This window comes from Streptomyces sp. NPDC030021, from assembly GCF_055574035.1.
The window spans coordinates 26681-46108 of record NZ_JBVIAH010000015.1 but is presented as its reverse complement, the minus strand read 5'-3'; the positions used below and the strand labels follow the sequence as shown (position 1 = coordinate 46108).

General features: G+C 70.7%; 16 protein-coding genes. 10 read left to right on the top strand and 6 right to left on the bottom strand.

Going from position 1 to position 19428, the window contains the following annotated elements; translation table 11 throughout:
* Positions 1-128: 128 nt before the first annotated feature.
* Together ACZ4YL_RS27085 and ACZ4YL_RS27080 are read right to left on the bottom strand one after the other, a co-directional pair.
* Complete coding sequence (locus ACZ4YL_RS27085) at positions 129-2198, bottom strand: galactose-binding domain-containing protein (protein WP_468120083.1); 2070 nt, start codon at positions 2196-2198, stop codon at positions 129-131.
* Between the two features lie 369 nt (positions 2199-2567).
* Entirely contained in the window at positions 2568-3764 is a 1197-nt protein-coding gene (locus ACZ4YL_RS27080) for a serine hydrolase domain-containing protein (RefSeq protein ID WP_468120081.1), read from the bottom strand.
* 240 nt (positions 3765-4004) lie between these two features.
* Here ACZ4YL_RS27080 and ACZ4YL_RS27075 point away from each other — a divergent pair, with 240 nt between their 5' ends.
* Positions 4005-4832 (top strand): helix-turn-helix transcriptional regulator, encoded by an 828-nt coding sequence (locus tag ACZ4YL_RS27075; RefSeq protein WP_468120079.1) that lies wholly within the window; start codon positions 4005-4007, stop codon positions 4830-4832.
* Positions 4833-4842: 10 nt separating this feature from the next.
* On the opposite strand, the gene ACZ4YL_RS27070 is transcribed toward ACZ4YL_RS27075, so the two are convergent.
* Positions 4843-6255, bottom strand: a complete 1413-nt coding sequence (locus ACZ4YL_RS27070) for an amidohydrolase family protein (RefSeq protein WP_468120077.1) — start codon at positions 6253-6255, stop codon at positions 4843-4845.
* 97 nt (positions 6256-6352) lie between these two features.
* Complete coding sequence (locus ACZ4YL_RS27065) at positions 6353-7903, bottom strand: monooxygenase (protein ID WP_468120075.1); 1551 nt, start codon at positions 7901-7903, stop codon at positions 6353-6355.
* Between the two features lie 64 nt (positions 7904-7967).
* Between ACZ4YL_RS27065 and ACZ4YL_RS27060 the strand changes: the two genes are divergently transcribed.
* Complete coding sequence (locus tag ACZ4YL_RS27060; protein ID WP_468120073.1) at positions 7968-8672, top strand: TetR/AcrR family transcriptional regulator; 705 nt, start codon at positions 7968-7970, stop codon at positions 8670-8672.
* Positions 8665-9021, top strand: coding sequence for a zinc ribbon domain-containing protein YjdM (locus ACZ4YL_RS27055; RefSeq protein WP_468120071.1), 357 nt, complete (start codon positions 8665-8667; stop codon positions 9019-9021). The genes ACZ4YL_RS27060 and ACZ4YL_RS27055 overlap by 8 nt, the downstream gene beginning before the upstream one ends.
* 232 nt (positions 9022-9253) lie before the next feature.
* Here ACZ4YL_RS27055 and ACZ4YL_RS27050 read toward each other — a convergent pair whose 3' ends face one another.
* Positions 9254-10225, bottom strand: coding sequence for a ScbA/BarX family gamma-butyrolactone biosynthesis protein (locus ACZ4YL_RS27050; RefSeq protein WP_468120069.1), 972 nt, complete (start codon positions 10223-10225; stop codon positions 9254-9256).
* 101 nt (positions 10226-10326) lie between these two features.
* Here ACZ4YL_RS27050 and ACZ4YL_RS27045 point away from each other — a divergent pair, with 101 nt between their 5' ends.
* The 3 genes from ACZ4YL_RS27045 (at position 10327) to ACZ4YL_RS27035 (ending at position 13440) form a co-directional block, all read left to right on the top strand.
* Positions 10327-11022 (top strand): ScbR family autoregulator-binding transcription factor, encoded by a 696-nt coding sequence (locus tag ACZ4YL_RS27045; protein ID WP_468120067.1) that lies wholly within the window; start codon positions 10327-10329, stop codon positions 11020-11022.
* Positions 11019-11975: an NAD-dependent epimerase/dehydratase family protein gene (locus ACZ4YL_RS27040; protein WP_468120065.1), complete on the top strand. Its 957-nt coding sequence runs from the start codon at positions 11019-11021 to the stop codon at positions 11973-11975. The genes ACZ4YL_RS27045 and ACZ4YL_RS27040 overlap by 4 nt, the downstream gene beginning before the upstream one ends.
* 106 nt (positions 11976-12081) lie before the next feature.
* Positions 12082-13440 (top strand): phosphomannomutase/phosphoglucomutase, encoded by a 1359-nt coding sequence (locus ACZ4YL_RS27035; protein WP_468120063.1) that lies wholly within the window; start codon positions 12082-12084, stop codon positions 13438-13440.
* 201 nt (positions 13441-13641) lie between these two features.
* Here ACZ4YL_RS27035 and ACZ4YL_RS27030 read toward each other — a convergent pair whose 3' ends face one another.
* On the bottom strand, positions 13642-14838 hold the full coding sequence (locus ACZ4YL_RS27030) for an IS701 family transposase (RefSeq protein WP_468120061.1): 1197 nt from the start codon (positions 14836-14838) through the stop codon (positions 13642-13644).
* A gap of 315 nt (positions 14839-15153) precedes the next feature.
* Between ACZ4YL_RS27030 and ACZ4YL_RS27025 the strand changes: the two genes are divergently transcribed.
* The 4 genes from ACZ4YL_RS27025 (at position 15154) to ACZ4YL_RS27010 (ending at position 19389) form a co-directional block, all read left to right on the top strand.
* On the top strand, positions 15154-15756 hold the full coding sequence (locus ACZ4YL_RS27025) for a TetR family transcriptional regulator (RefSeq protein ID WP_468120059.1): 603 nt from the start codon (positions 15154-15156) through the stop codon (positions 15754-15756).
* Positions 15757-15813: 57 nt separating this feature from the next.
* Positions 15814-16719 (top strand): UTP--glucose-1-phosphate uridylyltransferase GalU, encoded by a 906-nt coding sequence (gene galU, locus ACZ4YL_RS27020; protein ID WP_468120057.1) that lies wholly within the window; start codon positions 15814-15816, stop codon positions 16717-16719.
* 200 nt (positions 16720-16919) lie between these two features.
* Entirely contained in the window at positions 16920-17891 is a 972-nt protein-coding gene (locus ACZ4YL_RS27015; RefSeq protein WP_468120055.1) for a ParB/RepB/Spo0J family partition protein, read from the top strand.
* Positions 17892-17961: 70 nt separating this feature from the next.
* Positions 17962-19389: an MFS transporter gene (locus tag ACZ4YL_RS27010; RefSeq protein ID WP_468120053.1), complete on the top strand. Its 1428-nt coding sequence runs from the start codon at positions 17962-17964 to the stop codon at positions 19387-19389.
* Positions 19390-19428: the final 39 nt, after the last annotated feature.

Here is a 19428-nt window from a genome sequence, read left to right as displayed (position 1 = left end):
TTTTTTTTTTTTTCTGTTTTTGTTGGTGTGTTCCTTCTTCGCCCCCCCCCCCCCCCCCCCCCCCCCCCCCCCCCCCCCCCCCCCCCCCCCCCCCCCCCCCCCGGCCCCTGGACGTGTCTTCGGCGGGATCAGCTGCTGTAGACGCCGACCTCGTGGAGCGAGTACCCCCACTTCGTCGCGCGTTGCAGTCCCTGGATGCGGACATAGCGGGCCGTCACCCCGGCGAAGCGGGCCGTGTCCAGGCCGCCGTCACTCGCGGTCGTGGACCAGACGGTCTGCCAGTTCGTGTCGTCCGTGGAGACCTCGATGCGGTACGCCTTCCCGTACGCGGCCTCCCAGTCGAGCGTGATGCGCCCCACCCGGTTCGCGGAGCCGAGGTCGATGCGCAGCCACTGGTTGTCGTTCCACTCGCTCGCCCAGCGGGTGCCCGAGTCCCCGTCCACGGCCCGGCCCGCGGAGAAGTTCACGAAGGGGTTCCACCACTCCGCGCTCGACGCCGAAGCCGGGGAGCCCGTGGCGAGGTTCACTCCGGACTTGTGCTTCTCGGAGTTCCCCCAGGTGGTCAGGTAGGACTCGGCACCCCTGAACAGGTCGTCCACCACGCCCTGGCCGCCGACGAGGCGGATGTCCTCGATCCAGTCGGGGACCAGACCGTAGTGCGAGGCGCCGTCGGTGTTGAGGTCCCACGTACGCGAGCCGGTGGTCTGCCGGTCGATGACGGAGCCGCCGTCGGTGCTGCGGAAGGGGTAGCGCACCGGGTTCGGGGTGTCGGCCCCGCGCGGTCCGGGCCAGCCGCCGACGCCGTTCATGTCGGTGCCGTACCCGTAGCCGACGTTGTACTTGTCGCGCAGCGCGTCCGTCCGCTTCGCCTCGGCGCTGAATCCCTCGGCGCCGCTCATGTAGGAGGCGATGAAGCCGCCGAGCTTGTAGACCCGCTCGGTCCAGTCCATGTCCATCCAGCTGTGCGAGGAGATCACGCCCGGGTACGACTCGGACTCCATGATGTCGAAGGACCGGCCCGCGGCCTTCACGCTCATGTGGTCGACCTCGAGCATCATCTTGCGCTTCATCATGCCGCGCACCGCGTACTCGCCGAGTTCCGTGAGTCCGCGCGTATTGCACTGGGCGTCGGCGGAGTAGGACGGGACCGCCACCCCGGCGGGGAGCTTGCTCTGCACCGCGGGTGCGGCCGCCGCCAGTCCGATGGGGTTGTCGTGCTGCGGGCCGGTGCACTTCTCGGTCTTCCAGAAGGTCCCGGTCGACAGGAACTGACCCACGTTGATGGCCGTACCCAGGGCGCCCTCGTCGAAGCGGACCCCGCACAGGGCGTTGTCGAACTTGTGGCACAGGAACATGCTGCGCACCCCGAGGCGGTACAGCTCGTCCAGGCCGCGGTCGATGTCCGCCTTGCTGCACTGCGCGACGTCCAGGATCTGCTTGCAGCCGAAGGGCTCGGAGGTCTCGACCCCGAGGACCACGGCCAGCTTGCCCTGCTGGACGACGTCGCGGGCCTGCGCGGAGTCGGTGACGATCCGGAACCAGCCCTTGCCCGGGCCGCCGTACATCTTGTCGATGTAGGCCTGCATGTCGTAGGTCTTCTGCGCTTCGAGCCGGATGGCGGTCATCTCGTCGCAGCCGCGGTCCTTGAAGAAGTAGACCGAGCAGATGACGCCGTTGGTGACGAGGTCGTTCACGAGCACGCGCTGGCCGCCGCGCCAGGCCCGCTCGACCCAGGCGTAGTAGTTCTGCTGGTGGGTCAGCGAGTCGTGGGCGGGCCAGTCCTTGAAGGTCGGCCAGCCGTTCGGGTCGTGCTTGCCGTCACCGCCCTTGGTGATGAAGTCGAAGATCGCGAGCGTGCCGTCGGGGTAGTGCTCGGGGCAGTCCTTGAGCGCGTCGGCCACCCCCGCCTCGGAGAACGGCTTGCCGCAGATGAGGCGGCCGCCGAAGCCCTCGTTGGACATCAGGTGGTCGTGCGCGTCGACGAAGCCCCGGACCCGTCCCTGGGCGTCGGTCCCCTTGAAGGGTTCGCCCGTGACGTTGATGTCGGAGTCGGGTGCGGGCCGTGCGACCGGGTTCCACCAGCCGGGGTCGGCGGCGGAAGCGGGTACGGGGCCGAGCACCATGGCCACCACGGCGAGGAGCAATGACAGGACCGCCAGGGGCCTACGCCTGTGGTGCGTGTGTCGAGAAATGGTCATCACTCACGTCTTAAGGTCAGCCGGATGGCGCGGTCGGGGAGCCGGATCCGTTCGGGGGCATGACGTGCCACGGCCACAGGCGTGACTTGTCATGGACCCCACAATCGGTGGGACGAGAATCGCGACTGCCATCGACAGAGTCAATAGTCCGGGACAGTTGACCTGATGATTCATCAGATGGGCCGTTCCTTCACAAGGCCCACGCATCGTTCACGGGCCGGGCCGGGCCGGCCGGTGTCGAGCGCCCACCTCTGCCCGGCGAGGACCCCGGGCGGGGAGACCTGAGCGGGGGAGCGGCCCGGCTCGGCTCGGTACGAGGTGGAGTGCGCGAGCCGGGTCCGCCCCGCCCGGGGCGACGGCGCCGTGGCGTCAGCGCGCGTCGTGCTCCAGCAGGTCCATCTCGGCCGGGGCGATCCCGAATCCGCGCGCCGTGGCCTTCGGGGCCGGCTTACCGCAGAACGCCGCTTCGAGGGTCCCGCCGAGGGCCGTGTTCGCCTCCCCCTTGTTCGAGGTGTTCGCCATCGCGGAGAGGGAGCGGCGCCCGTCGCGGGTGGAGAAGGCGTACGTGTAGAAGCCCTGCACGGTACCCGTGTGCCCATAGACCGAGGTGCCGCACGACAGGTCGTAGCGGCGCAGGCCGAGCCCGTAGAACCGGGTGTTCGTGGCATCGGTCGGCGTCGCCGTGAGCATGGCGTCCAGCATGCGGGCGGGCAGCAGCCGCCCGCCGAGCAGCGCGGACGTGAAGGTGTTCAGATCGGCGGGATTGGAGATCACCGCTCCGGCGGACTGGGCCCACGACACCGTCTGTTCGGTGGAGTCGACCAGCGGCGCGCCGGCCTCGTCGGGGTGCAGGTAGCCGCGCGTGTGCAGCCCCTTGATCTGCGTGCTGGGGTGCACGTAGGAGGTGTTGCGCAGCTTCAGCGGCTTGAAGATGCGCCGCTCGTACTCCTGGGCCACGCCGTTGCCGGTGGCCTTCTCGATGAGCATGCCGACGACGACGAAGTTGGTGTTCGAGTACTTGTACGCGACGCCGGGCTCGGTCGTCCGGGGCTCGCGGAGCGAGAGGTCCACCAGCTCCTGGTAGCTGAACACCTTGTTGCGCACGGCCTCGAAGCCCGGCACGGTGTGCTCGAACATGGCGTTCGTGTAGTCCGCCAGCCCGCTGCGGTGGGTCAGCAGGTGACGCACCGTGATCCGGTCGTCGGGCAGCAGTCCGGGCAGGTACTGGTTGACGGAGGTGTCCAGATCGATCCGGCCCTCGTTCACCAACTGCAACAGGACGACGGAAGAGAACGTCTTGCTGACGCTCCCGATCCGGAAGCGGGCCTGGGGGTCCATCGCCGAGCCCGTGGTCCTGTCGCGTACCCCCTCGGTCCGGACAGTGACCCCGCCGGGTCCGCTGAAACGGGCCAAGGCGCCCGGCGCGCCGGCGGCGGTCGTGTTCCGCAACGCCTGGGTCAGCGCTTCGAGATCGGGGGTGGTCGCGGCGGCGTGGGCGGTGGTCGCCGGAGCCACGGCGGCCATCACCGCCAGCAGGGCCGCACTGAGGGCCAGACGACGGTTCATGGGCAGGGGCACGATGCTCCTCCGGTGGGGGGTCGTACGGATCGGGTGATACGAGCCTACGCAAGATCATCGGACCGGCCGGCCACCGGTATGAGCGGGAACGCGCCAATTACGAACGCCAGTTCAGCCACGCGGGCGGGCCGCCTCGCACATCCCGTTCCCGCCGGCGGCGCGGCGTGGCGTGTGCCCGGGTGCGCCGTACCCAGGCAACCGCGCGGGTGCGCGCCCTAGTCTGGGGCCGTGACCAGCAATGATCTCGGAGACTTCCTGCGTGCCCGGCGCGCACGGCTGCGGCCCGACGACGTGGGACTCACCTCCTACGGACGCCGCCGCGTGGCAGGGCTGCGCCGCGAAGAGGTCGCGGTCCTCGCCGGAATGAACAGCGACTACTACGCCCGGCTGGAACAGGGGCGCGAACGCGGCCCGTCCCCGCAGATCCTCGACGCGATCGGCGGCGCCCTGCGCCTGGACGAAGCGGCACGGGAACACCTCTTCCGACTGGCGGGCACCGCGCCGGACGGTGACCGGCCGCAGCCGAGGGAGTCGATCGGCGCCCCTCTGCGCCAACTGCTGGACGGGTACACGGGCACCCCGGCGTTCGTCCTGAATCCCGCCACCGACCTGCTGGCGGCCAACGCGATGGCCGACGCGCTGTTCTCCCCGTTCGCGCAACGGGACAACCTGGCGCGCATGACGTTCCTCGACCCCGCGGCCCGGCCGTTCTTCGTCCGCTGGGACCGTGCGGCCGAGGCGGTGGTGGCGGGCCTGCGCCACGCGGCCGGCCTCGATCCGCACTACCCGCGCCTGAGCGCCCTGGTCCGTGAACTCGGGCAGGTCAGTGCGGAGTTCACGGCACTCTGGGCCGCTCACACGGTCCGCGGCAAGACCCACGACACCAAGGAGCTCGACCATCCCGACGTCGGACCGCTCCTGCTCGGTTTCCAGTCCTTCGCCGTGCTCGGAGCGCCGGGCCAGCAACTGGTGATCTACCACGCCGAACCGGGAAGCCCGAGCGCCCGGGGCCTCGCCCTGCTCGGCAGCCTGCAAGCCACCCGCCGGAGGTCATGACCGCCGGACGTCATGCCCGCCTGGCGGCCCGGCCGCCCGCGGCGCCGAGCACGTACGCGCGGGACGCCTGGACCTGCTCGCGCAGGGCGGGCAGGTCCACGTCCAGGACCTGCCCGTTCCATTTGCGGGGCGTGCCGCCCACGAGGACGGCGCTGATGTTGCGGGCGTCCGAGCCGAGGACGACGGTCCCGATCGGATCGTTGAGGGGCATGTTGTTGAGGTCCTCGGCGCGGATGACCAGCAGGTCGGCCTTCTTCCCCGGGGTGAGGGAGCCGGTCACCGCGTCCAGGCCGTTGGTACGGGCGCCCTGGAGGGTGGCGAAGTCCAGGACGTCATGGGTGGTGATGCGCACCGGCTGCCCGTCGGTGCCGTGGACGGCGTTCACCGCCCGCATCCGCTGGACCGTGTGCAGGGCCCGCATCTGCGTGAACATGTCTCCGGCCAGGGCGACTTCGACGTCGATGCTCAGTCCCGGCCGGATGCCGGCCGCCAGGGCCTCGTCGACGGCCGGTACCGCGGTCTCCAGTCCGATCTGCGCGTCCGAGGTGGGGGCCAGGGCGATGGTCGTGCCGCTCTCCCCGATGGCTTGCCAGGCCTGCGGAGTCAGACCGGTGGCGTGGATGAGGGTCAGGCCGGGGCCGAGCAGGCCGTCCGCCGCCCACCGCAGTACCGCGCGGGAGGAGGGGGTACCGAAGACCGCGTCCACGCTCACGCCGACATCCAGATCACGGGCCGCACGCGCGAGTTCAGGTCCGTACGCGAGAGCGGGACCGGCGATCTCGTCGGTGGCCAGTGCGGCCACGCGCAGGGTCAGCAGCTGGTCGTCGCTGCTGAACCAGCGCTGCTTGAGCCGGGCCAGGTCGCCGGGCCACTGCCGGTCCCAGTCCCCGAAGTGCGGGCCCATGGAGGCGTGGACGCCGCGGATACCGGTGTCCAGCAGCGCCTGGACGGCGGCGTCGGAATGCTCGGGCGTGCGTGCGTTGTGGGAGAAGTCCAGCATGCAGGTGATGCCGCTGTCGAGGGCGGACAGCGCGGCCAGGCGGGTGCCGGCGTACATGTCCTGCGGCCGGTAGACCGGGGCGTAGCCGGCCAGGGTGGTCGAGACGTAGCCGCCGAGATCGTCCACGTCCGGCATGATCCGGCGCAGCTGGGTCTGCCAGGCGTGACGGTGGGTGTCGACGAAGCCGGGCGTCAGGATCGTGTCGGTGGCGTCGACGACCACGGCCCCGTCCCGGTCCAGGCCGGGCCCGACCGCCGCGACCGTATCGCCCACGACCAGCAGGTCCGCGTGGTCGAGGACACCGAGGTCCGGGTCCATCGTGACGATCGTGGCGCCGGTGAACAGGACGCGCCGTCCCGGATCGGCGGACCGGAGCCGGAGCCGATCGAGGACGGCGGTGCTGGTGGTGTCGTTGCGGGGCATGCGGAGGTCCTGCCGTGCGGGGATGTGGACCCTCAGCCTCGGCCCGCGGGGAGGTGGCAGCCAGGCCGCCCTCTGCCCGGGTGCGGCACACCCATGCTCACGGTGCGGCGGCCCGCGCCGCCCACGCGGCGAGCGCGCTCTCGCGCCCGGTGCGGCGCAGCCCGGCGTCGGCGCTCCTGGTGGCCCAGGCGACGTGTCCGTCGGGGCGGACCAGGACCTCGCGGACCCCGCCGAGCTCCGGGTGCTCCTCGGTCGCGCGGGCGGTGACGGCGCCGATCCGCGGGCCCCGTCCGGCGGCCGGGGCCTCGTACGCCTGGGGGTTCGGGTCCCGGGCGTCCGTGAGCCGGAGCAGGACGAAGCCACCCCGGTGCAGGAGCTCGTACACCCGCGTCGCGTCCGATCCGTCCGAACCGTCCGAACCGGTCACGCTCAGGCCGATGTCGGGCATCCGGCGGCCGGCCAGCGGATCCGCGTCGGGGGAGCCGGCCGGGTAGGTGGTACCCAGCGCGGACACCCGGTCGGCGAGACGGCGGTTGACCTCGGGCATCCCCAGCAGTTCCTCGAAGAGCCCGCGCAGCGCGGTGGCCGGCCGCCGGTACCGGGCCACCAGCGGCAGCTCCGCCAGGAGCGTCTGCACCTCGGTGTTCTCGGTGACGGCCCGGCCGACGGGGTGGCGCTCGGCGTGATACGTGTCGAGGAGCCCGGGCGGGGCCCAGCCGTGCACCTCCGCCGCCAGTTTCCAGCCGAGGTTCATGGCGTCCTGGAGCCCGGTGTTGAGGCCCTGGCCCCCGGCCGGGAAGTGGATGTGGGCGGCGTCGCCCGCCAGGAGGACGCGGCCGGAGCGGTAGGCGGCGGCCAGCCGGGTGGCGTTGCCGAAGCGCGAGAGCCAGCGGGGCCGGTCGACCCCGAAGTCGGAGCCGCAGATCCGTATCAGCGCCGTACGGAACTCCTCCAGGGCCACCGGCACCCGCGCCGGCGTCCGCATCCGCTCCGGATCGATGTACACGAAGCGGGTGAGCCCGTCCTCCAGGGGGACGGCGAGTACGCCCGCGGCGCGCGCGGTCGCGAGGGCCGCGGGGTCGGCCCTGACGGTGGCGAAGTCCCCGAGCACTCCGGTCAGGGTCTCGTCGGTGCCCGGGAAGCCGATTCCGGCCGCCTGCCGGACGAAGCTGCGCCCGCCGTCGCATCCCACCAGGTAGGCGGCGCGAACCATTCGCAGGTCCGCGTCCGGCCCGCGCACCTCCGCCTCGACCCCGTCCTCGTTCTGCCGCAGGCCCGTGAGCGCGTGCCCGCGGTGGATCCGCACCCCCAGCTCGTGCGCCCGCTCGGCCAGCAGGGTCTCGGTGCGCCCCTGGGCCAGGAACAGGGTGTGCGGGTGGCGGCTGTCCAGCGCGGCGAAGTCCAGCGGGGTGTCGAGGGCGGCGAAGTGCCATCCCGGCAGGGTCCGGCCGAGCTTCAGGAAGCGCGGGGCGAGCCCGCGCAGGTCCATCAGTTCCAGGCTGCGCGGATGCAGGGTCAGCGCCCGGGAGTTCTGGTGGGGCTCGGTGCGCCGCTCGACGACCAGGGTCCGTACGCCGGCCAGTGCCAGCTCGCAGGCGAGCAGCAGTCCGGTCGGTCCCGCGCCCACGACGATCACGTCGGTATCCATCGGTGAGGCCTCCCGCAATTAGTGAACAGCGTTCACGTGAACGATGTTCACTATAGTGAGGCGCATGAGCTCCCCGTCAACCCCGGCCCGGGGCCGCCCGGCCCGCCTCGACCGCGACCGGACGGTCGACACGGCCCTGGAACTCCTGGACGAAGTCGGCCTCGACGCGCTGACGATGCGCCGCCTGGCCGACGCGATGGACGTCCAGGCCGGCGCGCTGTACCGGTACTTCGCCACCAAGGACGACCTGCTGACCGCGATGGCGGAACGCATGCTGGCCGGCCTCGCGGCGACCAGGACCGACGGCGACTGGAGCGAGCGGCTGGCCGCCCTCGCCCGGGCCATGCGCACGGCACTGCTCGCCCGCCGCGACGGCGCTCGCGTCTACGCAGGCACGCATGCGACCGGGCCCCACACCCTCGGCTTCGCCGAAGCGGTCGTCGGAGTGCTGCGCACGGCCGGCTTCGGCGAGGAGGACGCGGCGCGCGCACTCATGGCGGTGGCCCACTTCACCCTCGGCCACACGCTGGAGGAGCAGGCCGCGCTCCGGCCGCCGGAGGGCGACGGGGTGGCGGATTCCGAGCGCCTGCGCCGGGCGGCCGAGCCCGAGCGGTATCCGCAGCTCGCTGCCGTGCTGCCCACGCTCGTCGGTGGCGACTTCGCGGCGCACTTCGACTTCGGGCTGTCCCTGCTCCTGCAGGGGCTGCGGGCCCTGGATCGGGTGCCGACCTGCGGCGATGGACCTGAAATATACTGTCGGGGTGACTGAGAACTCCCTGCCTCCCTGCCCCGAATGCGCGGGCGCGTACACCTACGAGATGGGAGCGCTCCTGGTCTGCCCCGAGTGCGGGCACGAGTGGCCGCTCGCCCCCGGTGAGTCCGGCGGTGTCTCCGAGGAGCGGGTGATCAAGGATGCGGTCGGCAATGTGCTGGCCGACGGGGACACCGTGACGGTGGTCAAGGGCCTGAAGGTCAAGGGCAGCCCGTCCGGCATCAAGGCGGGCACGAAGGTGCGCAACATCCGGCTGGTGGACGGCGTCGACGGCCATGACATCGACTGCAAGGTCGAGGGGTTCGGCGCGATGCAGTTGAAGTCAAGCGTGGTCAGGAAGGTCTGATCGGACCGACCGACCGACCGACCGACCAGACCGGATCCGAGTGGATCCGAGTGGATCCGGCCGTCTGCCGGCGGATGTCGGCGGAGCACGAAGGCGCCTGTCGGGCACAGTCCCGATCAGGCGCCTTCGTCGTTCCTCCGCAGCGGTGGAGCCGGTCCGGCGGGCGGCTCATGAGCCGGCGCGCTCATGAGCCGACGGGATCGGCGGAGGTCGCCCCGGCGGGGCCGGCCGGTCAGCGCGCGGCGTACAGCCGGAGGGGGACGGCTGTCGCGGTGGCGATGGTCGCCGTGGCGGCGAAGACGACCTCGCCGTTCTGGCGGGCGACGACGCGTACGGGATGACGGTCCGGCGCGGTCGCCTCCCCGGCGTTCGGGAGCGTCTCGATCCAGCAGGCCGAGGTCAGCTCCGCATAGCGGAAGAAACGAATCTCCATATCGGTCAGGACTCCCCGCCGGGGGAAGGCGGAACGGTAGGCGGCCTGGCGCACGGCTTCCAGGAGCAGCATGCCCGGGGCGTGGTCGACGGGGTGGTCGAAGAGGATCGGGTGGTTGACATCGGCCCGGAGCTGGGCGCGCCGCGTGGAGCTGGTGGGGGAGAGGACCACGTCGTGGAAGCGGTCGCGGCCCACGCGGCGGGGGGTCAGTGGTGGCGGAAGCGGGATCGTGCGGGCGGCCACCTCGGCGAGGTCCCCGTTCCCGCCGCGCAGGCGCTGGTAGACGGCCTCGGGCTGGTTGGTGAATCCGGCCTCGGCGGCGCCGAGGAACTCTCCGTCGCGGGTCGCGGTCACGTGCATGGTGAGACCCGCGAGTCTGCGACCGCGGCGCGAGATGCCGGAGCAGCGGATGTGCAGCGAAATATCGGCAGGAGCCGAACCGACCGCGAGGGCATCGGCGTTGGTCGAGTAGCTGAACGTGTCCCAGATCTGGCGGTGACCGAAGGGTACGTCGTAAGCGACATGGCTGAGGAGCGGGATGGCCTGGCGGACCGACTCGGCAAGGAGGAGGGGGTCGTGGTGACCCCCGTCCGGTGTGTAGAAGCTGTGGGTACGGGGCCATTGGGCGGTGACGACGTACTCGTCCGGCGCGACGGTGCGCCACCCGGTGAGCAGGACCTCCGAGTGTGCGCTCTTGTGTACGTACTCCCGCGGTAAGGCGCTGCTGAGCGCGGCGACGGGTGAGGCGGAGTGATCGGTTGACACAGTCATGGTTGAGCCCCCCTGGACGTCGGACATGAGCTGGTGCTTGATCGGCGCAGGTCCTAAAATAAAGGATGTTCGTTTTTTTTGTCGAGATTAGTTAGGTGCTCATGTCAGAACGAAAGCAGCAACGCGCCCCTCAACTAAGGGCAGTTCAGACCAAAGCGGCCATCCTGCGCGCCGCGGCCGAGGTCTTCGACGAGTTCGGCTTCAGCGGAGCCAGCATCAGCAAGATCATGAAGCGGGCGGACGTCACGCAGGGAGGCATGTACTTCCACTTCAGTTCGAAGGAGGAGCTCGCCTACGCCGTCATGGTCGGCCAGGGCGACGGCCTGGAGTTCCCCGCCGGGGAGGACGGCCTGCAGCACCTGGTGGACATCACGCTCTACCTCGCCGAGCAGCTCCAGCACAATCCGGTGCTCCGTGCCGGCGTCCGACTGGCCGTGGAGCAGGGCGAGTTCGGGCTGCGCGACGACGTCGCCTACCAGGCCTGGGTGCTGGAGTTCCGCCAGCAGCTGCGCTTCGCCCGGGCCAAGGGCGAACTCCAGCCGGACGTCGACGACCACGAACTGGCCTGGGTGCTGGTCAGCTCCTTCACCGGGGCGCAGCTCTTCTCCCAGGCGTCCACCGGCCGGGCCGACCTGCCGCAGCGGATTTCCTCCTTGTGGCGCTACCTGCTGCCCGCGGTCGCCGCCGACGACATCCGGGGCGGGCTGCGGCTGATACTGCCGCCGAGCGAGCCCAAGCCGGAGCCGGAGCCGGAGCCGGAGGCGAGGCCGAAGTCGGCATCGGGGAAGCGGGCGTGAGTGCCCCTCGTATCGTCGTCACCGGCGCAACGGGCTTCGTGGGGTCGGCGGTGCTGCGCCGGCTGGCCGAGCGGGACCAGCAGGCCACCGTGCGCGCGGTGTCCCGTACGCCGGCACCCGTGGCCTTATCCGGAGCGCACTGGGCGGGCGCGGACCTGGCGGACGGACCGTCCCTGCGCGGGGTGTGCGACGGCGCGGACGTCCTGCTGTCCCTGGCCTCCTACGTCGGCCCGGATGCCGGCCGGTGCGCCGCGGTCAACTCCGCCGGAACCGCAGCCCTGGTGGCCGAGGCCCGGCGGGCCGGAGTGCGGCGGATCGTCCACCTGTCCACCTGCGCGGTCTACGGTCCGGGGCCCCATCGGGGGCAGGACGTGGGCGAGTTGACGCCCGCCCCGGTATCGGCAGCCAGCGGCAGCCGGCTGGCGGGGGAGGAGCCGGTGCTCGACGCGGGGGGACTGGTCCTGCGCGCGGGGCTCGTGCTGGGGAGGGGCGACCGGTGGGCCGTACCGGCCCTCGTCGACGCCTTCCGGCGGGTACCGGCGGGGTGGGGCGGAGGGGCAGGACTCGCCTCCTTCGTGGACGTCGACGACCTGGCACGGCTCATCGTGGCGCTCGCGCTCGGTGGCGGCGCCGCGGCCGACGCCAGGGGCGTCCTGCACGCCCACCACCCCGAGCCGGTGCGCAACCGGGACCTCATGGACGCCCTCGCCGAGCACCGCGTGCTGCCGGCGAGACCTGACGCCGACTGGTCGTGGCGCAGATGCCTGGACGCCCTGGCCGCGACGCCGGGATGGGTGAGCGAGCGTCAGTTCACGCTGCTGGCCGGTGACCACTGGTACCGCGCCGACGAGGTATGGGAACGCGCTGGGATCGCACCTGGACCCGGCCCGCTGAGCCGGATCGGATCGGCGGCCCGGTGGTACCGGGAGAGAGGCGGGGTCGCCCCGGGGTGAGGGCGATCTGCCAAAGCCTCAGTGGGATGGGGCGTGGGCGGGCTGTGTCGAGCAGGGCGGCGGGTAGCGTCCGGAGCACAGCCGGTCACCCCCTGAAGGAGTGGAAATGTCCGACCTTTCGAACATCGTCAAGGCGTATGACGTGCGTGGCGTCGTGCCGGACGAGTGGGACGAGTCCCTGGCCGAGCTGTTCGGTGCCGCGTTCGTCGAGGTCACTTCCGCCACGGCGATCGTGATCGGCCATGACATGCGGCCGTCCTCCCCGGGCCTGTCCGCCGCCTTCGCCCGCGGCGCGGCCGCCCGTGGGGTGGATGTGACGCTGATCGGTCTGTGCTCGACGGATCAGCTGTATTACGCGTCGGGGTCGCTGGGTCTGCCGGGTGCGATGTTCACGGCCTCCCACAATCCGGCCAAGTACAACGGGATCAAGCTGTGCCGTGCGGGTGCGGCTCCGGTGGGTCAGGACACGGGTCTGTCGCAGATCCGGGCTCTGGTGGAGAAGTGGTCGGACGAGGGTGCCCCGGCGGTTCCGTCGGGCGCGGTGGCGGGCTCGGTCACGGAGCTGGACTCCCTTCCCGGTTACGCGGCGCACTTGAAGGGTCTGGTGGACCTGGCGTCGATCCGCCCGCTGAAGGTCGTCGTCGATGCGGGCAACGGCATGGGCGGTCACACGGTCCCCACCGTCTTCGAGGGCCTGCCCCTTGATGTGGTCCCGATGTATTTCGAGCTGGACGGGACGTTCCCCAACCACGAGGCGAATCCCCTCGACCCGAAGAACATCGTGGATCTGCAGGCGCGGGTGCTGGCGGAGGGCGCGGATCTGGGTATCGCGTTCGACGGTGACGCGGACCGCTGCTTCATCGTGGACGAGCGGGGTGTGGGTGTGTCCCCGTCGGCGATCACGGCGCTGGTCGCGGCGCGTGAGCTGGCGCGCAACGGTGGTTCGGGCACGGTGATCCACAACCTGATCACCTCGTGGTCCGTCCCCGAGGTCGTCCGGGAGAACGGCGGCACCCCGGTCCGCACCCGCGTCGGTCATTCCTTCATCAAGGAGGAGATGGCGAAGACGGGTGCGATCTTCGGTGGTGAGCACTCGGCGCACTACTACTTCAAGGATTTCTGGAACGCGGACACGGGCATGCTGGCGGCGCTGCATGTGCTGGCGGCGCTGGGCGGCCAGGACGGTCCGCTGTCGGAGCTGGTGGCTTCTTACGACCGTTATGCGGGTTCGGGGGAGATCAACTCGACGGTCGCGGACCAGGCGGCCCGTCTGGCGGCGGTGAAGGAGACCTTCGGTGCGCGTGAGGGTGTCGAGCTGGACGGTCTGACGGTGACGGGTGAGGGCTGGTGGTTCAACGTCCGCGCCTCGAACACCGAGCCCCTGCTGCGCCTGAACGTGGAGGCCCGTGACGAGGCCACCCTGGCCAAGGTCCGCGACGAGGCCCTCACCCTCATCCGCGCCTGAGGCGCTGCGGCACCCGGGAGCCTGGCTTCGCCAAACCCAGCCCGGCGTGTGAGGCGCCGGTCCGGGCGGCACCCGGGAGCCGGGCTCGGCCCCATCCAGCCCCGCCGGCGTTTGAGCCGGGGGCACCTCCCCGCGGTAGCTGGGGGAGGGTCCGGGCGGAGCCCGGTGCCCGGCGGAGCCGGGTTCCCCGGGCCCGCCCGCTCAGGCGGACCGCCGTCCACGCTCCTCGCGCTCCCGCACCGCATACGCATACGCCGCCGACATCAGCGTCATGTGATGGTGCCAGCCCGGAAAGGACCGCCCCTCGAAGTCGAGGAGCCCGAACTCGTCGGCCAGTGAGCCGAGCACCGCGGTGGACCCGGCCGACCGCCGCACCAGGTGCAGCAGGTCGTCCATCCGGTGGCGGTTCATGTTGGTGAGCCAGACGGGCCCACCGCCCCGCCGGCCCGGCGGCCGTTCGCCGAACAGCCGGTAGATCTGCTGCGCCCCCCGCCCTGCCGGTTCCCCCTCCGGCACCCGGACCAGCGCCGAGTGGATGCGCTGCCGCCGCGGACGCGCGTCGGGGCCGGCGAGCGGCGTGGTGTACGGGTGGCTGGTGTTGCCCAGCCGGGCGAAGTCTCCCGCGGTGGTCCCGCCGCGCCCGGGCGTGCGCGCGGGATCGACGCCGTGCGTCAGGGCGGCGGCGCTGACCGTGAGGGTAGGCGGTACGGACACCAGGAAGTCGTACCCGCGGCGGCCGAGCACGCCGATCAGCGCGCCCGCGGCGCCACCGAGGCGGCTCAGGTCGGCGACCACAGGGGGATGCGCCGACGAGGTGCGGGCGGCGATCGAGTCGACGAGCTCCAGTACGAGGGCCTCCGGGGCCTGGTGGACGGCCTGGGGAGAGATGCGTGCCCGGCGGCGCAGGACGGGATCCGTGACCCAGGCCTCGGGAAGTGCCAGCCGCCAGTCGACGGGCACGCTCATGCCGTCCAGGGACAGGAAGAGGCAGAAACCCAACTGGCAGTTGACGATGCGTCCGGCGACGGGGTCGAAGCGGCGGTGCACGCCGACCGAGTGCTCACCGCGCTTGGGGAAGCACACCTGCCCGATCGTCCAGGCCCGCACGGGGTGTCGTTCCTCCACCCACCGGAGCAGTTCGGTGCGGGCCGGATTCCAGTCCCAGGGACTCGCGTTGATGAACTGCTGCAGGGACTGGGAGGCGGTGGGTGACTCGGTGACGGACGCCGCGAGCCTGCGTACGGACTTTTTCCCCGTCGTGGTGAGCAGTCCCTGCAGGTAGACCCGGGCCCAGCGCCGCTGGTCGGCTCTCGGTAAGTGACCGAAGAGGCGTTCCGTGAAGTCGGCCAGGGCGGTGTCACCGGCAGTCAGGGCTCTGGTCCTTGTCCGTGTCGTCATCTGTCTCCCCCTCCACTGCGGACGTCGGCATGCGCCGTCGGTAGTACTCATAGAATACAGAACGTTCGTTTTTTTTCTAGCGAACCCATGGCGCCCCGCCCACGACTTCGGCACGTTGGATCCGGAGGCCTGTGGCGCCCGTGCCGCAGCCGTGCCGGGCCGTCCTCGGGGGAGGCGGGGCATGGGCGCTTCTTCGTCAAGTCGGCGTTGTCGGCGGGCGGTGCCCGGGCGACGCTGGAGGTGGCCATCTCCGTGCGGTGCTGCGGAGCGCAATGGCGAGTGAGGAACGACCTGGATGGCAGTGATAGTGCAGTGGTGAAGCAAGAGCGCGGCGTACGTACCCGTAATCATCTGATCTCGGTGGCTGCCGCTGAATTCGACCGCAACGGGTACGACGGGACCTCACTTTCCCGGCTGAGCCGTTCCGCCGGAATTTCGATCGGAGCGCTCACCTTTCACTTCGCGGCGAAAGGAGAGTTGGCTTCCGCCGTCGAGGATTCGGGACGCGCGGCCACCCGCAGGGTGGTCGAGGGGGTGACGGCCCGTGGCGGACCGGCGCTGGACACCGTGTCCGCGCTCGTCATCGCTCTCGGCCGGCTGATCGAGACGGACGCGGCCGTGCGCGCCGCGGCGCGGCTGACCCAGGAACGGGTCGGTGCCGGACCCGACTGGTGCGGCTGCTGGCTCCCTGACGTCAAGGAGCTGCTCGAACAGGCCGCCGAGCAGGGTCAGCTGGACCCCGAGGTCGACCCGTGCCCGGTGACCCTGCTGACGGCGCATCTGGTGGGTGGTGTCGTCACCCGGGTGCGCCGGGGCCGGGGCGAGCTTCCCGGCGCGGTGACCGGTGAGCTCAGGGAACTGTGGCGGCTCATCCGTCGGGGCATCGCAGCCCCCGCAGACCCGGAAATGCCCAAGTAGGAAGAAAAGCAAGGTTATTCAAGCCAGTGGAGCGCGATGCGCTCTAGCGTCGATGGCATGAATTCCACACCTCACCGGATAACGAAAGCCGTGATCCCCGCCGCGGGACTCGGCACGCGATTCCTCCCGCTGACCAAGGCCACCCCGAAGGAAATGCTTCCGGTGGTCGACAAGCCGGCCATCCAGTACGTCGTGGAAGAGGCCGTGGCGGCGGGGATGTCCGACATCCTCATGGTCACCGGACGCAACAAGCGCCCGCTGGAGGACCACTTCGACCGCAACTACGAGCTGGAGGAGGCCCTCCAGCGCCGGGGTGATCAGGACAAACTCAGGAGTGTCTGCGCCTCCACCGAACTCGCCGACATCCACTACGTGCGCCAGCGGGACCCCAAGGGCCTCGGGCACGCCGTCCTGTGTGCCGCGCCGCACGTTGGCCGGGAGCCCTTCGCCGTCCTCCTGGCCGACGACCTGATCGACCCCCGCGACCCCCTGCTCTCTCGTATGGCCGAAGTGCGGGAACGGCTCGGCGGCAGTGTCGTGGCGCTCATGGAGGTGGACCCGCAGGTCATCCACCAGTACGGATGCGCCGCGGTGGAGCGGCCGGCGGGCGGTGACGGCGTACGCATCACCGAGCTGGTGGAGAAGCCGGAGCCCGGTACCGCGCCCAGCAACCTGGCCGTCATCGGCCGCTATCTCCTCGACCCCGAGATCTTCGAGGTCCTGCGGAACACCGAGCCGGGACGCGGCGGCGAGATCCAGCTCACGGACGCGCTGCGCACGCTGGTCCAGGCCGGAAGGCCCGTGCACGGCGTGGTCTTCTCCGGCCGGCGCTACGACACCGGGGACCGCGCCGAGTACCTGCGCGCGACGGTCAGGCTCGCTTGCGAGCGCACGGACCTGGGCCCCGAATTCCTCGCCTGGCTTCGGGAGTTCGTGCGGTCGGAAGAGCTCGTTGGGGTCTGAGCGGCCGCTCGGTGGGCGACCGCGGAAGTTCCCCGGTCGCCCACCCCACCAGGCACTCCTTCGTCAACTTGCCCAGATCTCAACGGGGTTCGGCCTCCCGATTGGTTACCGAACGGTAATTACGTAATTTCTTCCCCGAGGCCGCCCCGCCGGACGGAGCGGCGCCCGAAGCACCGAGTGCAGAGAAGGAGGTGAACTTCATGGACAAGCCGAACCCGCGGCACGCGACGCCAACCCCCGACGCCGTGTCCGAGGTACCGGTCGGCGCACTGCTCGCCGCGGATTCCCCGCGCACGGTCCAGGTGGACGAGAGCCATGCACAGGCCCTCGCACAATCCGGCCGGACGCTGCCGCCGCTGCTCGTGCACCGCCCCACCATGCGGATCATCGACGGCACGCACCGGTTGCGGGCCGCCGTACTGCGCGGGCAGGACACGGTGGGAGTGACGTATTTCGACGGCAGCGCCGAGGACGCGTTCGTGCTCTCGGTCGAGGCCAACATCAGTCACGGGCTCCCGCTGACCCACGCGGAACGGACCGCCGCGGCGCTACGGATCCTGCGGTCCCACCCGGACTGGTCCGACCGCGGTATCGCGCGGCGGACCGGGCTGGCGGGCAAGACCGTCGGGGCACTACGACGCCGCGAGACTCCGGGGCCCGCCCCACCGGGCCGCGTCGGACAGGACGGCCGCGTCCGGCCGGCCGACCCGGTCCGCGGCCGGGAGGCCGCGGCCCGGCTGCTGGCCGGCCGTCCCACCGCGTCGCTGCGGCAGATCGCGCGGGAGGCGGGCATCGCGCCTTCGACCGTGCGGGACGTACGGCGCCGGATCGGAGCGGGTGCGGACCCCGTACCGGCCGCGCAGCGGCGCTCCGGCAACACCCCGGCCCCCGCACCGCCTTCGGTCCCCGCCCGGGTCGGGGGGCAGCCACTGCCCGTACTGGTCAGCAGCCTGTGCAAGGACCCCCTGCTCAGGCTGAGCGATGCGGGCAGGCTCCTGCTCCGCATGCTCGACCTCCAGGTGAGCGGACTGCGCCAGTGGGAGCGGATCGTCGCCGCAATACCCCCCTACCGCGTGGAGACGGCGGCCGCCGCGGCCGCCCAGTGCGCACGGGACTGGCAGGAACTGTCCGAAGAACTCCGGCGCCGCGCCTCGGCGCACACCCCTGTCTGAGCCGGCTTCCCCGGCGAGTACCGGCCTTCGTGTCCGAAGGCCTCAGTTGTGATCGAAAGGATGTATAGCGATGTCGGTTGTCGAGGGAGCGCGTGTTGACGCGGGTTCAGGGGAGGGGGGAGGAGCCGAGGGGCCCGTTCGTCTGGATGGGCGTCTGAGGTTGGTGCTGGTGGTGCTGCTGGTGGCGCAGTTCATGCTGGCGGTTGATTTCTCGATTCTGAATGTGGCGTTGCCGGTGATCGGTGACGGGCTGGGTTTCTCGTTGTCGAATCTGCAGTGGATCGCGACGTCGTTCGCTCTCTGCGCGGCGGGGTTCACTCTGCTGTTCGGCAGGGTGGCGGATCTGTTCGGGCGGCGCCGGCTGTTCCTCGTCGGGTTGGCGGTGCTGGGGCTGTCCTCACTGGCGGGTGGTCTGGCGAACAGTCCGGAGATGCTGCTGGTGGCGCGTGTGTTCCAGGGTCTTGCGACGGCGGCGGTGACTCCGGCGGGTCTGTCTCTGTTGACGACGTCGTTTCCGGAGGGGCCGTTGCGTCAGAAGGCGTTGGGTCTGAACGGTGCGTTGATGTCGGCGGGGTTCACGACGGGCGCGATCCTGGGTGGTGTTCTGACGGATCTGCTGTCGTGGCGGTGGGCGTTCTTCATCAATGTGCCGGTGGCGCTGGTGGTGTTGTTCATCGCTCCTGCGGTGATCAAGGAGTCGCGTCCGTCGGTGCGTCCGAAGTTGGATCTGCCGGGTGCGACGGCTGTGACGCTGGGTCTGCTTGCGCTGATCTACGGACTCACGCAGGCGGGTGAGCACGGTTGGGGTTCGGGCAGTGCGCTGGGTTGGCTGGCGGCGGGTGTGGTGCTGCTGGTGGTGTTCTATGCGGTCGAGTCGAAGAGCGCGGCTCCGCTGGTGCCGGTGTCGGTGTTGAAGAAGAAGACGGTGGCGTGGGGCAATATCGCGGGTCTGATCGCGTTCCTGACGGAGACGAGTCTGGTCTTCCTGATGACGTTGTATCTGCAGGAGGTTCTGGACTTCTCGCCGCTGACGGCCGGTCTGTCGTTCGGTGTGCTGGGTATTGGCACGGTGATCGGTGGTTCGATCGCGCCGCGGGTGATCGGGGCGACGAGCACGCGCACCACGCTGATCATCGGTGGTGTGCTGCAGGCGGTCGCGACGTTGAGTCTGATCGCGTTGGGTGAGACCTCCTCCAGCATGTGGCTGCTGCTGATCGCGACGTTCGCCGGTGGTATCGGCAACATGCTGGTGATCGTCGGGTTCATGGTCACCGCCACCACCGGTCTGCCGGATCACGAGCAGGGCATGGCGACGGGTCTGGCGACGATGACGCAGCAGGTCGGTATCACGATGGGCACGCCGATCATGTCCGCCATCGCCGCGGCGAACACCGACATTCATGCCGGGATCACGACCGCGGTCATCGTCAACACCGCGATCGTCCTGGTCGGCACCCTCACCACCGCCCTCTTCCTCCGCACCAAGCAGCCCAGCTGACGAAGTGCGCGCCTCCATTAAGGCAACTCCGCCTTGTGA

Coding starts and splice junctions, on each gene's coding strand:
- ACZ4YL_RS27085 (WP_468120083.1), bottom strand. CDS start 2,198: ATGACCATTTCTCGACACACGCACCACAGGCGTAGGCCCCTGGCGGTC.
- ACZ4YL_RS27065 (WP_468120075.1), bottom strand. CDS start 7,903: ATGGATACCGACGTGATCGTCGTGGGCGCGGGACCGACCGGACTGCTG.
- ACZ4YL_RS27050 (WP_468120069.1), bottom strand. CDS start 10,225: ATGACTGTGTCAACCGATCACTCCGCCTCACCCGTCGCCGCGCTCAGC.
- ACZ4YL_RS27070 (WP_468120077.1), bottom strand. CDS start 6,255: ATGCCCCGCAACGACACCACCAGCACCGCCGTCCTCGATCGGCTCCGG.
- galU (WP_468120057.1), top strand. CDS start 15,814: ATGAATTCCACACCTCACCGGATAACGAAAGCCGTGATCCCCGCCGCG.
- ACZ4YL_RS27010 (WP_468120053.1), top strand. CDS start 17,962: ATGTCGGTTGTCGAGGGAGCGCGTGTTGACGCGGGTTCAGGGGAGGGG.
- ACZ4YL_RS27015 (WP_468120055.1), top strand. CDS start 16,920: ATGGACAAGCCGAACCCGCGGCACGCGACGCCAACCCCCGACGCCGTG.
- ACZ4YL_RS27030 (WP_468120061.1), bottom strand. CDS start 14,838: ATGACGACACGGACAAGGACCAGAGCCCTGACTGCCGGTGACACCGCC.
- ACZ4YL_RS27035 (WP_468120063.1), top strand. CDS start 12,082: ATGTCCGACCTTTCGAACATCGTCAAGGCGTATGACGTGCGTGGCGTC.
- ACZ4YL_RS27045 (WP_468120067.1), top strand. CDS start 10,327: ATGTCAGAACGAAAGCAGCAACGCGCCCCTCAACTAAGGGCAGTTCAG.
- ACZ4YL_RS27080 (WP_468120081.1), bottom strand. CDS start 3,764: ATGAACCGTCGTCTGGCCCTCAGTGCGGCCCTGCTGGCGGTGATGGCC.
- ACZ4YL_RS27060 (WP_468120073.1), top strand. CDS start 7,968: ATGAGCTCCCCGTCAACCCCGGCCCGGGGCCGCCCGGCCCGCCTCGAC.